The following is a 13,240-nucleotide window of genomic DNA, read 5'->3' as shown; positions in this document are numbered from 1 at the left end:
AATCTGGAGATATAGATATGAATATAGAGATTTTCATTGCATTTCTTAGTACTGTTTTAGTTTTTATGATAACTCCAGGTCCAAGTCATCTTTTGATGCTTTCTAATAGTATTCAAAACGGTTTTAAAAAGTCTCTAGCTACAGCAATCGGTGACTTATCAGCCAACTTTTTACAAATGCTTGTTGCTTCTTTAGGCTTAGTTAGTCTTATACAAAATGCACAAGAATTTTTCATTTTGGTAAAATGGGCTGGTGTTGCTTATCTTGTGTACGTCGGTTTAAAACTATTTTTTACTGAAAGCCCTCATAATGTAAAAGGTTCAAAACAACAACGTACTTCATCATCGTTATTCTGGCAGGGTTTTATTACTTCTGCTGTAAATCCAAAAGCCGTTATTTTCTTTGCAGCACTTTTCCCTCAATTTATTAATCCAACGGAACCGTTACTTATTCAGTTTGTAATTTTGAGCATCACTTATCTTGTAATTGACGGATTGTTTTTATCTTTCTATGGCAAATTCTCTGAGGTTATTGCTAAAAAATTTAGTAATTCATACGGCAAATATTTTAATAAAGTTTGCGGTACGTTTATTATCGGTGCTGCAATCATCCTAGGCTTAAAAGATATACAGGCTGATACAAAAGCCTAACAAGTTACTTCATCGGAAAATTAACTCGCTCGCGCTCGTCGTTTTCCGCTGAGCAAGGCGTTAAATTTCACTATGATTAAAGATCTAGCCAAATTCTGGGAAAGAGAATTCGATAGCTTTCCTCCTGAAGCACACAACTTGAAGCATGAGTTCAAGGATCGCTGGGTTCGATTTTATTCGTTACCAGAATCGAAAAGGTATCCGGAAAACGAGCAGGAGTATCTTGAGGTCCTTCGTAGGCACAATATCGTGCTTCAAGAGTTGGTCGGTAAAAATAATGTTCTTGTTGTTTTACCTGAGTACTCTGAATCAAAAGAACCCGCGAAGCCTGAGCCTGAACTAACAGCGATATTTCCAACTACAGAACCTTGGTGCTCACTAGAGCAGCATGAAGAAGATGACGACTACGAATTATATTGGCATCTTCATGTATCTGAAGTTAGTTTCACTGGGTGCGAGCTAAATAGTTTATTTCGCCTGGTGGCCAACGATGAAGCTGGCAACATTATGATTATTAATCCCAGCAAAGGCGTGGTATTCCACCCTTATGATGGTGGTGCCGACATTGTGGTGGCATCCACAAAGGAAAGAGACCAACTCAAGGAAAAGCACAATGAATGGCTGTCAGCGCACCCTGAGGGTTTCTAAATTTAACAAGGACAGCCATCCTATTTTTGTTGTTAGGTTTATGCTCGTTTTATTTTCCTGCATGGCTAAAGAAATGCCTCGTGCATTTAAACAATCGTGGCACATAACCCGTGGCTCGTTGGGATGCTTCGCGCTTCGCACCCTAAGCGCTAGCATGCAGGGAAGTTTGTGAGAGTGTTTCTAATTTTGGCGTCATTATTTTTAATTGGCTGTTCTCCCGCTTGGGAAGAGCAACCTTATGAAGTGTATTACATTGACGGCACTAAAACGTTAGGTCATAGCCTTGGTGAAGGTGCATATATTGGGCGTATAGATGAACCAATACATATTGAAACTAACGAAAAATACATTTCGGTCTATGCTTGCCCATATGAAACTTGCGGTTTTTTCTACATTGATAAAATTAAAGATCACAAGTTTGCCAATCACGATGAATTTGTTTATGGGCCTTATACAAAAGGGCAGTTTTCAGCACTAATTAAAAAGTTAGGGTTACCAATTGTGAGTTCAATGTAAACTGCAATGCTAACGTGGCGTTAAGAGTCAGAGTCTAAGTATGGAGCGAAACGGTTTCACTGAGTTCGATAGGTGGAAAGGGCGACTGAAGGTGGGGGTTGCAGGGTTCTTCATTGCAGCAATATTCGTCATGGCTAGCCCTTGGTCCTTTTCCTACTATCTTTTCTTTCTGCCATTTATCATGGGCATATTCATGATGTTTTGCAATCACCAGCTCTCCCAGTGTCGGTGCCCAAGTTGCAGTTCATATTTGGTGTCCAGAATTCACTTTTACCGTGGCGCTATGTATCTATTGAGGCACTGAGAATGCGTAAAGTGTTGGTATTTGGGAACTCTGCCTCTGGTAAATCGACTCTCGCAATAGCGTTGTGCGAGAGGGAAGCGCTGGCTCATCTGGATTTAGATACCTTGGCATGGCTCCCGACAATGCCGCCTTCAAGAAAACCATTAATGGATTCACAGAAACAGATTTCTAAATTTATCGAGTCAAATCACGGTTGGGTGATTGAAGGCTGTTATTCGGATCTGCTAGAGGTTGCCATACCAGAATCCAATGAAATCATTTTTATGAATCTTCCAGTGGATACGTGTATCGCAAATGCCAAAAATAGACCGTGGGAGCCTCATAAATATGTGAGTAAGCACGCCCAAGATGTTAACTTAAGTAGGCTACTTGATTGGATAGCCTTATATCCTAAAAGAACCGATACTTTTTCTATGGTCGCTCACAATGAGCTTTACGTAAAATATCAGGGTAAAAAGTCTATGTACACTAGCAATAATAGAAGGCTTACGGTTAAGTAACTTGGCCCTGTTATGGCGGTATTATGTATTTAGGTAAATAAGGAGTACCGTAATTTGAATCAATTAATAGAACAATCCATAGGGTGCCCATACTGCGGTGAAACGATTGACGTTTTGATTGATTCAACCGATTTGGATCAACAGTATATTGAAGATTGCCAAGTCTGTTGTAAGCCCATTAATTTTTTGGTTTGTGAAAGTGTTAATGGCGAGCTTGCTGTGAGTGTTTACAGTGAAGATGAAGCGTTTTAGTTATACAAAATCAGCTATTTTTGTTCGCTGTCTTCGTATAGGATCCTCCCTATAATTTTTTGCTTAGTAAACTTTAAAAATTGAGAAGCTCCAAATCATTAAAGTTTAACGAGCGGCGCCTCCTTACTTCTTTCTTATATGATGCAAAAAAATGAATGATAAAACGATAGCAACTCACAGTGGTAATTTTCATGCAGACGATGTTTTCAGTATTGCTGCACTTAAAAGCATTTTCCCTTCTTTTAACCTCGTACGTACACGTGATTTGGAATTGATTAGTAAGGCAGACATTGTGATTGATGTTGGGGGTGAATATGACCCAGAGGCAGGGCGTTTTGATCATCACCAACGTGGTGGGGCGGGTGAGCGCGACAATGGTATTCCTTATTCCTCATTCGGTTTGGTTTGGCAGAAGTATGGTTTAGAAATATCTGGGGGTAACCAAGAGGTCGCCAATGCGGTTGATACGGGCTTAGTATCAGCGATTGATGCTATTGATTGTGGTTATGCTGAAGGTGTATCTAAAGGCGTTAGCCTTAGCCAAACTATCTCGATGTTTAACCCTACATGGCAAGAAGAGAGCCACTTTGATGCCTGTTTTGATGAAGCGGTTGAGTTTGCATCGCGTGTTTTAGCGCGGTTTATAGCCTCTGCTAATGGTGGTATTAGTGCCAAATCAATTGTTGCTAAAGCAATTGATAATGCACAAGACCCGCGTGTGATTGTTTTAGACAAATACACCCCATGGAAAACAACAGTACACGCCTTATCTAAAGAGGCGTTATATATCGTTTATCCATCAGAGTCTGGCCAATGGAGAATCCAAGCCGTCCCTGTTGAGTTAGGTTCATTCGAAGATAAAAAGTCGCTGCCTAAGCAGTGGGCTGGTTTGTCGGGTAATGAGCTTAAAGAAGTAACCGGTATTGATGATGCGATGTTTTGCCATAATGGTTTATTTATTGCGGGTGCCGAATCGTTTGAAAGTACGATGAAAATGGCATCAATGGCACTTCAAGAAGTGTAAACGAGCCCTTAAAAACATCACAAATCAAGCGTGTCTCTTCTTGAGGTGTTATCTTCGTCTTAACGTTTGGGAGAATATTATGGCGGATATAAACCATCGGGTTGGCATCAAATCTTCACCTGAGGCAATCTATGAGGCTTTGACTACAGATGCCGGCCTCGCTACATGGTGGACGAATGATGTATCGGGCGCAGGGGACGTAGGCTCCATCATTGAATTTCGGTTTAATGGTGGTGGCCCAGATTTTGTTGTGAAAGAGCTTATCCCCAATAAAACCGTAGGCTGGCAGCATTCAGGCAGTGTGCCCGACTCCTGGGTAGGGACAGAGATCTCATTTCAGATCGACACGGGTCAAGAGCAGACGTTTGTAAGGTTTACTCATTCTGGTTGGAAAGAGCCCAGCGATTTTATGGCACACTGTAGTACCAAGTGGGCTGTTTTTTTGATTAGTCTTAAAGATTCGCTTGAGCTTGGTGTGGGCAAACCTTTTCCAAATGACGTTCAAATAGATCATTCGTGAATTGAATGTAATTTTACAGGCGATTAGAATCACCCATAAAAAATGTGGGGTTGCAGTGGCTATTTGCTTATATACAACTCTTTGATTTTACTTTATGTTTTTACCTTGCTTAGCCTTTTAACAGTCGAAGCAGCCAAAAAGTGGAGATGTGAGTTCTTTGTAGTATCTGCTGAATAGTGGGTTATTAAAGCGATATGACAAGTGCAGGCAGTAAGAAGCGGGGCAATGCATTTTTATTAACATGCTGATAAATATTGTTTTACTGGAAAATACGTAAAAAATGCTTAAAAAACAAAACAGCTTGAATGGGTTTAGGTATAAAGAAGACCGTTGGCCTGTCTTTATTGTATTAGCGCTGACAGTTATTGATTTTATTTTGTACTTTACTATCAATGATATAGCTGTTTTGGGTGGCTACTATTTGTTGATGCTACTTCCAAAGGGAGTGATATGCGCGTGGAATCACCACCATCAACACCTCTTTACATTTCGCCATGCTTTTCTTAATCGCGGTTTAGAGTTTGTTTACGCCTTGCACACAGGGGTAACCACACATCTTTGGCGGTTACATCATGTATTGGGTCATCATTTAAATTTTCTTGACCAAGAGCAGGATGAGAGTCGTTGGAAACGCAAAGACGGAACCCGGATGGGAATGGGAGAGTACACACTTAATGTTGCCCTGACCGCATACTCTCGCGGCTATAGAGTAGGTAAAAAGCACCCTAAGCAGCTATCTACGTTTCTTATTTATACGGCGATAACATTTATTATTGTGGCGATTCTTGTTTGGTATAAGCCGGTTGCCGGCTTAATGTTATTTGTATTGCCGATGATCACCAGCCTTCTGTTTACTGCTTACGTGACGTACGAGCACCATTCAGGCCTTGATACGAAAAATGAATTCGAAGCGTCTTATAACAACCTAGATCCACTGTTCAACCGTTTGACTGGTAACCTCGGTTATCATACAGCGCATCACCATAAACAAGGTGTTCATTGGTCCAAACTACCGGCGCTTCATGCAGAGATTGAAGACAGAATCCCTGCTCACCTTTACCAAAAATCTATTTTTACACGAATGATTGGTAGTGGCTGAATCAGCAATACTCTTTATTTAACCTTTGCAGAAAATAGATTGAGTTTGTGATTTTATAAACTCAATAAATGTTTCGGTTAGCTTGTTGTTATGCGTAGGTTGAGTAACAAGGGAGAAGCGCCGCGTTAACTCCAAAGGAGAGTTAAGCACCACCAAACTGCCTGACTTTACCTCTTCTGCGATCGAAAGTTGTGATAAACACCCCACGCCGAGCCCAGCTTTAACAGATTGTTTAATGGCTTCTTGCCGGTTTAATGCAAAAGCTACTTGTGCCTGAGCATTAATGGCTTGCATGGCGGTATCAAAAATCCGCCGGGTTCCTGAGCCGTCTTCACGTAATATCCAGCGCTGTTGCTCTATCTGCTCGCGGTGTAGTTGCCCAGCTTGTGCTTGCGGGTGGCTTGTATGGCAAAACACTTCTAGTTTGTCTTCGTGCCAAGGTGTTATCTGTAATTGACGATGTTGAGCAGGGCCTTCGATTAAACCAATATGTCCCTGCCCCTTTTCTAATGTGGCAATAACCTGCTGAGTATTGGTTATCTTAACGTCTGGTATTACTTTGGGGTGTAGTTGAACAAATTCTGCTAGTAGGCGAGGGAGAAGGTAAGTCGCAATGGTAACGCTGGCTGCAATGCGTAAAGGGCCTGCTATTGCACCGTCGCCGGGTGTATCTAGGCTGTCGATTAGATGGAGTATTTGGTTGATTTTAGGCAGCGTGTCCCGGCCCGCTTCCGTAATCATTAGCTCACGTCCTACCCGCTGAAAGAGCGGGTAGTCTAATGTTGATTCAAGTTCTCTTAGCGATTGGCTGGCGGCAGATTGGCTCATGGCTTGCTCATCGGCAGCGGCTGTTAATCGGCCGAGCCTAGCCGTTGCCTCAAAGACTCTTAATTGCTTAACAGATACGCTCATAGAAAATACGCCCGTAGAAAATGGTTTGTGATGGGGGTTTCATAATAATTGTTCGGTTTTTCTAATGTTTTGTATTTAATAATCCCATTTTACTTAATGTTTGTATAGGTGGATTATGAGCGAAATAGGTTTTCACACGGAGCTTTTCCCCATGTCTCAAATAATAGCGTTACCGTTGATTGCGATAGTAGCTATTCTGCTCTCCAAAGTACCCGCTATTGCTCAATTCGGTTTAAGTGCTTTGCCACTGGCTATCATTCTGGGCATTGTTGTTGGTCATTTAAATACGCGTAAAACGGCTGATAAGGAAGTTATATTCACACGCTTTTGTCAGCAAAAGTTGCTGCGCGCGGGGATCATTCTTTTCGGGTTCAGTTTGAGCTTTCAGCAGATTATCTCTGTGGGATGGCAAGCGCTTGTACTCGATCTATTAGTGATTACGAGTATATTTTGTGTTGGTACTTATGTTGGCATCCGCTTTTTTAAATTAGATCGAGAGCTAGCGATTCTAACGTCAGTTGGGAGTGCTATTTGTGGTGCGGCGGCTATTCTGGCTACTGAGTCTGTATTAAAACCACGTCAGCAGAGTGTTACGGTTGCTGTTGCTACGGTGGTTTTGTTTGGCACGCTGGCCATGTTTAGTTATCCGTTTATTTTTCAGTTTTCTGGAATGAGCGAACAAGCCTTCGGTATTTACATTGGTAGTACGGTGCATGAAGTAGCGCAAGCAGTCGCGGCAGGAGAGGCTATCGGAGGGGAGGCATTACAAAACGCAGTCGTTGTTAAATTAATTCGAGTGATGATGCTAGCGCCTTTTATTCTTATATTAAGTGCTTTTCTTACCCGCAGTAGTGATGGTTCTTCTGGTGGTAAAATTGCTATACCGTGGTTTGTATTTGGCTTTATTGCGGCTTCGGGTCTCAATAGCTTATTGCTGTTACCAGAGGCGTTGCTAAGTACTCTACAGCTGGCTAGTCAGTTCTCTTTAGCAATAGCAATGGCGGCTTTAGGTGTTCAAACGCGCTGGAGTACTATTAGGCAGGCCGGCGTTAAGCCAATGGTGTTGTCGTTAATGCTCTTTGTTATGCTGATCTTTGGCGGGTTTTATCTCAATCAGTGGTTGATAGTTGTCTAGTCACACATTAAAGCGTGTCAGTTAGAATAACTGACACGCGAAGGCCTTAATGAGAGGCTTTTTAGCTTTTAACGGCCGTTGCTTCTTTCATGGCATCTTGGCCTTTTTTCCAAAGGTTACCTTGCCACAGCTCTTCTAAGCCTGTTTCGCCAGATGCGCCTCGAGTCGTCAGGTAGTCGTAATAGGCGGTAGGTTTGTGGCCGCTAAGATTGTAAAAATCCGGGCTGCAGCGACAGTAAAAGCCATTGACTAGGTATTCGAAGAACTCTGCACGAGTAGCACCGAAGTCGTTTTCGAAATCAACCATTGATTGTGCGCGATACTCGATAGTCTTGTTCATTGCACGGCCAAGATCAGCAGCGATTTCTGCCATCGTCTGTGACTGAGGGCCGGTAATATCATAAAACTTGTTAGCGTGGTACTCGGGGCCTTCGCTCAGCACTATGGCTGCTGCTTCTGCAATATCCCGAGTGGCGACAAAGGAGTTGCGTGCTTTACCTAAGGGGTTGCTGAACCAACCTTCTTGGGCGATATTGTCGCAATCGGTCTTTAAGAGGTGATTCATAAAGAAGTTATTACGCAGTACGGTTAAGTTCAGGCCTGTATCGATCAACGCTTTCTCGCCCCACCAGTAATGTTGCAACATCAATGGGATCGACGCACCTTCTCGGGAAGAATGTTGGTCTGCTTGGTAAGATGCCGTGTTGGTGTCCGCACCCATACAACTCACACGCACCACGTGTTTGATGGTGTCAGTGCGATTTGCCAACTCTTTACAGAAATTCAGGTGCCCTTCGAGCATAGGGTCAAGTGATGCAGAATAGATGGCACTAACACCGTTTAAGGCTGTATCCCAGCTGGTTGCATCGTTGAGGTCAAAAAAAACTGTTTCATCAGCGCCTACTGCTTTCAGGTCGGCAATTTTTGATTCAGTGTGATAACAGGCCCGTACCGTGAATTTTCCAGCTTGAGATAAGCGAGCAACCAGTTCTTTTCCAATGCGCCCAGTAGCCGAGGTAACCAGAACAATCGCTTTGGTCATTGAGTGTCTCTCCGAATAAAAATTTAAATGATCTGTTGTAAAGACGGGGTAAATGAAGATGACAGTGAGCTGTATGCCGTTACCCTTTTGTTGCATATTCTGTTAGTTGTTGATCTTTCGGGTAGGGCCAGTTAAGAGGTTATTCTAGAGCCTAGAGAAGTAAGGTGTTTGATGGGGTGGCGTGTGGCTTAAAAAGACATGCTTGTGGGTTATGGACCACATTTAGAGGCTTTAGGTGTGGAAGGGCGTGCCAGTCATCATAACGGGCACGCATTGTGCGTTTTATTGGCAAATGCTTTTAAATAGATCAAAGTACTCAGGGAATGTTTTGCGTGTGCATCCCGGGTCATTAATTGTTACCGGTGTGTCACTAAGAGCAACCAGTGAAAAGCACATAGCCATGCGGTGATCATCGTAGGTATCAATGGCGGCGTGTTGGAGCTGTGCAGGTGGGGTTACTTCAATAAAGTCATCACCTTCAACGACAATGGCGCCCACTTTACGTAGCTCTGTTGTCATTGCTGCTAGGCGGTCTGTCTCTTTTACTCGCCAATTGTAGATGTTTCGAATCGCTGTGGTGCCTTTAGCAAACAGTGCGGTTGTGGCAATTGTCATAGCGGCATCGGGTATGTGGTTTAGATCCATATCAACAGCGGTTAGCTCTTTGCCTTTTGTGACCTCTATAAAGGTTGGCCCGTAAGTAACCTTGGCTCCCATCGCTTCAAGTACTTCGGCAAAGCGTTTATCACCTTGTACGCTGTCAGCTCCCACGCCATAAACGCGCACAGTACCGCCGGCAATAGCAGCCGCTGCTAGGAAGTAGGATGCAGAGGATGCATCTCCTTCAACCATAATCTCGCCAGGTGAGCGGTACTGTTGTCCCGAGCGAATAACAAATGACTGGTAATTGTTATTAATCACCTCAACACCAAATAAGGACATGGTATGTAAGGTGATATCGATATAAGGCTTAGACACAAGTTCGCCATCAACATGGATGGTTAAGTCGTTTTTAGCCAGTGGGGCTGCCATGAGTAATGCCGTTAGGAACTGGCTTGAGATATTACCCTTAATACTAACTTCGCCGCCTTGTAATCCATTGGCTTTGATATTAAGAGGTGGATAGCCCTGCGTACCAAGGTAATCGATGTCAGCACCGAGAGTTCTTAATGCGTCTACGAGGTCGCCAATTGGGCGCTCGTACATGCGTGGTTCACCTGTTAATTCATATTCTCCACTGCCTAGGCAAAGAGCTGCGCAGAGGGGGCGCATAGCTGTTCCTGCATTGCCCAAAAACAGTGGGTGTTCTGTTTTCCCTAAAGACTGTCCTCGTCCGCTAACGGTGCAAGATTGGCGGTCTTCCGATAGCTTATAACTAATACCAAGTGAGCTTAATGCTGTCAGCATATGGCGTATATCATCACTGTCTAATAGGTTGGTGATAGTAGTATCGCCTTCTGCGAGGGCAGCAAGCAGCAAAATACGATTAGATAGGCTTTTTGAACCTGGAATCTGTACCTCACCGGCAACAGAAGAAATAGGCTGGAGTGTCAGGCTTTCCATTAAATTTAGGGCTCTATAGTGGACAATTATCAGGGGTATATAACCTACCTTGTGTTGCTCATAAGGTCGAGAGTAAATACATAAAAAATATCTATAAATAGTGATATTTATCTTTTGCTGATAGGGGCTTTTAGCGTATTCAGTAAGCTATGTTGATGAGCGTCAATGAACGATAACTCTATATCAGGGATACTGCTTATGAAGAAAAAAGAAAAATGTAACCCATCAAGGAAATACATAATATGAGCATTGAACATCACGATTTAATACATGAATTACCAGAGTTTCGCGATCAGATTCACTCTCTTAAAATGAATGATGCACATTTCTCCAAATTGTTCGCTGAATATCATACTCTCACTAAGCAAGTTGAGCGCATGGAGTCAGAAGCAGAGCCGGTTACAACGTATACAGAAGAAGAGCTAAAGGTTAAGCGTCTTCATTTAAAAGACCAGTTATACGCAATGCTGCGCGCTTCAGCATAACGAGAGTTAGGTACGCTGTTTTCTCAATAGATATTGCTCGTACAACGCTAAATAAAACACCCGCCATCGCGGGTGTTTTTGTATCTGCTGCAATACTCGAAATAGGGGTATGTGGTATAAATACCTCATTTGTATTTTTATTTAGATAGGGTGATATGTCGTCTTTTCGATTTAGTTGGAATTATATTTTAAGTATTACCCTTGAGCATAAGCGCGAGCTCATTTTTGCAAACTGGGTAGCGATTTTTGCCACCGTTGCTTCTGTTCCTTTGCCTTTGCTGATGCCGTTGCTGGTGGATGAGGTTTTACTCGAAAAGCCGGGAATGCTGATTGAGACATTAGGGCCTTTTTTTCCTGAGCAGTGGCACGGCCCTGTGCTCTATATAGTAGCCATCTTAATTATCACTGTGGTGCTGCGGGCAATCGCACTGGTGCTTAACATTTGGCAGGCACGTCAGTTTACCATTATCTCTAAAGACATCATTTTCAGGATGAGAAAGATGATGCTGCACAGGCTAGGAAGAATATCCATGGCTGAGTATGAAACACTGGGTAGTGGTGCCGTTAGTTCTCATTTTGTAACCGATCTTGATACGGTTGACCGTTTTATCGGCAGTTCTGTTAGTCGCTTATTAATTGCATCATTGTCGATTATTGGTACGGCCATCATTCTTCTTTGGATGCACTGGGCATTAGCGCTTTTTATAATGTTTTTGAACCCGGTTGTTATCTACTTTACAACGGTAATCGGTAAGCGGGTAAAAGAATTAAAGAAGCATGAGAATAAATCTTATGAGGTTTTTCAGGGCGCGCTTACTGAAACCTTAGATGCTATTCAGCAGATTCGAGCGAGCAACCGTGAGCAACATTATTTAAGTCGTTTAGTAGGTGATGCTCGCGAAGTTCGTGACAATTCCAGTGCATATGAATGGAAAAGTGAAGCGGCGGGGCGGTTTAGTTTTTAGTTTTTTAATCGGTTTTGACCTATTTAGAGCCGTATCGATGCTGATGGTGGTATTTTCGGATCTATCTATTGGGCAAATGATGGCGGTATTTGGCTATTTATGGTTCATGATGGGGCCGGTTCAGGAAGTGTTAGGGATTCAGTATGCATATTATGGAGCTAAGGCTGCGCTGGCTCGACTCAATCGAATTTTGGAGCTGCAGCAGGAGCCGCAGTATCCTGCTGTGTCGAATCCGTTTGAGTCGTCACGCAGTGTCAGTATTGAAATTGATGATGTTTACTTCTCATATAACGATGGTACTGAAATATTAAAGGGCCTTTCTTTGCAGATTAAGAAAGGGCAAAAGATAGCATTAGTCGGGGCCAGTGGTGGGGGTAAGTCAACGTTCGTCCAAGTGTTGTTAGGGCTGTACATACCACAATCTGGGAAGGTTCGTTTTAATGGCATCCCAGTAGAACAGATTGGCCTTGATGTGGTCAGAGATAATGTGGCGACCGTTTTGCAGCACCCTGCGCTATTTAATGGCACTATTCATAGTAATCTATGTATGGGGAAAGATTTTAGCGAAGAGTCTATATGGGAAGCCTTAAAAATAGCGCAGTTGGATAAGTTTATTCGCGCATTAGATAAAGGCTTATATGCGTTAGTGGGTCGGCAGGGCGTTCGACTGTCAGGAGGTCAGAGGCAGCGCTTGGCTGTAGCTAGAATGGTGTTAGCAGATCCAAAAGTGGTTATTCTTGATGAAGCGACCTCTGCATTGGATACTGAAACAGAGCGTGCTTTGCATGATGCGTTGCAAAACTTTTTGAAAGAAAGGACTACCCTCATTGTTGCGCATCGCTTAAGTGCGGTTAAGCAAGCCGATCACGTTTATGTTTTTGAGGATGGAAAAGTTGCTGAAGAGGGTGGGCATCACCAATTAATTGAACAGGATGGGCTCTATGCTCGTCTTTACGGGCAGCATTAGTTGTGTAATTACAGTGAATACATTGGCTATTGTCTTTAGTCGACAGTAGTAAGTAAAACAGAGAGTTGTTCTTCTCGAGTTTATTGAATGAGGCGATAAAATGATTTTTCCTAAAAAAACAATGCGCGGTACCGTATTAGGTACTATCGCTATGGCCTTGGTGCTATCAGGTTGTGCTTCGCCAGGTTTAACGGGTAAAACCTATAGCCAAAGCGAAGCAAGAAAGGTTCAAACTGTCCGTTATGGTACGGTTTTATCCGCAACTCCTGTTGTGATTGAAGGCCGCAAGGATGGAGTTGTTGGTACCGGTGCTGGTGCTATCGTCGGCGGCATTGCAGGAAGCACTATTGGTGCTGGTAAAGGTAGTAGTATTGCAGCGGTGCTTGGTGCTGTTGCAGGTGGTATGGTTGGTCAAGCGGTAGAAGGGAATGCTACTCGCAAGCAAGGCCAGGAAGTGACGGTGCGTTTATCCAATGGGGAAACCTTGTCTATAGTTCAGGAAGTACAGAATCAGGCTTTCTTCAGAGTTGGCGAGCAGGTGCGCCTGCTTAAAAGAGGCGGCGTAGCGCGTATTGTTTACTAGATAAGCTACTCATTACTGAGTTTTCTCAAATGGTGGGTATAAAAAAGGCGGATTATTAAATCCGCCTTTTTATTG

Annotated in this window: 16 protein-coding genes; 13 read left to right on the top strand and 3 right to left on the bottom strand. The window is 43.1% G+C overall.

What is annotated here, in order from left to right; genetic code table 11:
• The first annotated feature begins 17 nt into the window (after positions 1 to 17).
• The 8 genes from NEJAP_RS11705 to NEJAP_RS11670 all read left to right on the top strand — a co-directional run bounded on the left by NEJAP_RS11705 (position 18) and on the right by NEJAP_RS11670 (position 5,513).
• Complete coding sequence (locus NEJAP_RS11705) at positions 18 to 650, top strand: LysE family translocator (protein ID WP_201347415.1); 633 nt, start codon at positions 18 to 20, stop codon at positions 648 to 650.
• Positions 651 to 722: 72 nt separating this feature from the next.
• Positions 723 to 1,298: a DUF3885 domain-containing protein gene (locus NEJAP_RS11700; protein WP_201347414.1), complete on the top strand. Its 576-nt coding sequence runs from the start codon at positions 723 to 725 to the stop codon at positions 1,296 to 1,298.
• A 168-nt stretch (positions 1,299 to 1,466) separates the two neighbouring features.
• On the top strand, positions 1,467 to 1,814 hold the full coding sequence (locus tag NEJAP_RS11695; protein WP_201347413.1) for a hypothetical protein: 348 nt from the start codon (positions 1,467 to 1,469) through the stop codon (positions 1,812 to 1,814).
• A gap of 306 nt (positions 1,815 to 2,120) precedes the next feature.
• Positions 2,121 to 2,618 (top strand): shikimate kinase, encoded by a 498-nt coding sequence (locus NEJAP_RS11690; protein WP_201347412.1) that lies wholly within the window; start codon positions 2,121 to 2,123, stop codon positions 2,616 to 2,618.
• A 54-nt stretch (positions 2,619 to 2,672) separates the two neighbouring features.
• Positions 2,673 to 2,870, top strand: coding sequence for a CPXCG motif-containing cysteine-rich protein (locus NEJAP_RS11685; protein ID WP_201347411.1), 198 nt, complete (start codon positions 2,673 to 2,675; stop codon positions 2,868 to 2,870).
• A 151-nt stretch (positions 2,871 to 3,021) separates the two neighbouring features.
• Positions 3,022 to 3,894: an MYG1 family protein gene (locus NEJAP_RS11680; protein WP_201347410.1), complete on the top strand. Its 873-nt coding sequence runs from the start codon at positions 3,022 to 3,024 to the stop codon at positions 3,892 to 3,894.
• Between the two features lie 79 nt (positions 3,895 to 3,973).
• Positions 3,974 to 4,414 carry an SRPBCC family protein gene (locus NEJAP_RS11675; protein ID WP_201347409.1) on the top strand — a complete coding sequence of 147 codons (441 nt, stop codon included), beginning with the start codon at positions 3,974 to 3,976 and terminating at the stop codon, positions 4,412 to 4,414.
• Between the two features lie 280 nt (positions 4,415 to 4,694).
• Positions 4,695 to 5,513, top strand: coding sequence for a fatty acid desaturase (locus tag NEJAP_RS11670; protein ID WP_201347408.1), 819 nt, complete (start codon positions 4,695 to 4,697; stop codon positions 5,511 to 5,513).
• Between the two features lie 18 nt (positions 5,514 to 5,531).
• Here NEJAP_RS11670 and NEJAP_RS11665 read toward each other — a convergent pair whose 3' ends face one another.
• Positions 5,532 to 6,425, bottom strand: a complete 894-nt coding sequence (locus NEJAP_RS11665; protein WP_201347407.1) for a LysR family transcriptional regulator — start codon at positions 6,423 to 6,425, stop codon at positions 5,532 to 5,534.
• A 151-nt stretch (positions 6,426 to 6,576) separates the two neighbouring features.
• Between NEJAP_RS11665 and NEJAP_RS11660 the strand changes: the two genes are divergently transcribed.
• The gene (locus NEJAP_RS11660) at positions 6,577 to 7,560 is read left to right on the top strand and encodes a YeiH family protein (RefSeq protein WP_201347406.1); all 984 of its coding nucleotides are present in this window, start codon (positions 6,577 to 6,579) and stop codon (positions 7,558 to 7,560) included.
• 61 nt (positions 7,561 to 7,621) lie between these two features.
• Here NEJAP_RS11660 and NEJAP_RS11655 read toward each other — a convergent pair whose 3' ends face one another.
• Together NEJAP_RS11655 and aroA are read right to left on the bottom strand one after the other, a co-directional pair.
• Positions 7,622 to 8,602 (bottom strand): SDR family oxidoreductase, encoded by a 981-nt coding sequence (locus tag NEJAP_RS11655; RefSeq protein ID WP_201347405.1) that lies wholly within the window; start codon positions 8,600 to 8,602, stop codon positions 7,622 to 7,624.
• Between the two features lie 282 nt (positions 8,603 to 8,884).
• On the bottom strand, positions 8,885 to 10,165 hold the full coding sequence (gene aroA, locus NEJAP_RS11650) for a 3-phosphoshikimate 1-carboxyvinyltransferase (protein WP_201347404.1): 1,281 nt from the start codon (positions 10,163 to 10,165) through the stop codon (positions 8,885 to 8,887).
• 242 nt (positions 10,166 to 10,407) lie between these two features.
• Here aroA and NEJAP_RS11645 point away from each other — a divergent pair, with 242 nt between their 5' ends.
• The 4 genes from NEJAP_RS11645 (at position 10,408) to NEJAP_RS11635 (ending at position 13,165) form a co-directional block, all read left to right on the top strand.
• Positions 10,408 to 10,650 carry a YdcH family protein gene (locus NEJAP_RS11645; protein WP_201347403.1) on the top strand — a complete coding sequence of 81 codons (243 nt, stop codon included), beginning with the start codon at positions 10,408 to 10,410 and terminating at the stop codon, positions 10,648 to 10,650.
• A gap of 155 nt (positions 10,651 to 10,805) precedes the next feature.
• Positions 10,806 to 11,615 (top strand): ABC transporter transmembrane domain-containing protein, encoded by an 810-nt coding sequence (locus tag NEJAP_RS19375; protein WP_236590910.1) that lies wholly within the window; start codon positions 10,806 to 10,808, stop codon positions 11,613 to 11,615.
• Positions 11,557 to 12,582, top strand: a complete 1,026-nt coding sequence (locus NEJAP_RS19370) for an ABC transporter ATP-binding protein (RefSeq protein WP_236590909.1) — start codon at positions 11,557 to 11,559, stop codon at positions 12,580 to 12,582. Before NEJAP_RS19375 ends, NEJAP_RS19370 begins: the two co-directional genes overlap by 59 nt.
• Positions 12,583 to 12,682: 100 nt before the next feature.
• Positions 12,683 to 13,165 (top strand): glycine zipper 2TM domain-containing protein, encoded by a 483-nt coding sequence (locus NEJAP_RS11635; protein ID WP_201347402.1) that lies wholly within the window; start codon positions 12,683 to 12,685, stop codon positions 13,163 to 13,165.
• The last annotated feature ends 75 nt before the right edge of the window (positions 13,166 to 13,240 follow it).

The sequence above is a fragment of the Neptunomonas japonica JAMM 1380 genome (assembly GCF_016592555.1).
In the GTDB taxonomy this organism is placed as follows: Bacteria; Pseudomonadota; Gammaproteobacteria; order Pseudomonadales; family Balneatricaceae; genus Neptunomonas; species Neptunomonas japonica_A.
The sequence above is the reverse complement of the archived record's forward strand: the minus strand, read 5'-3'. Positions and strand labels throughout refer to the sequence as shown.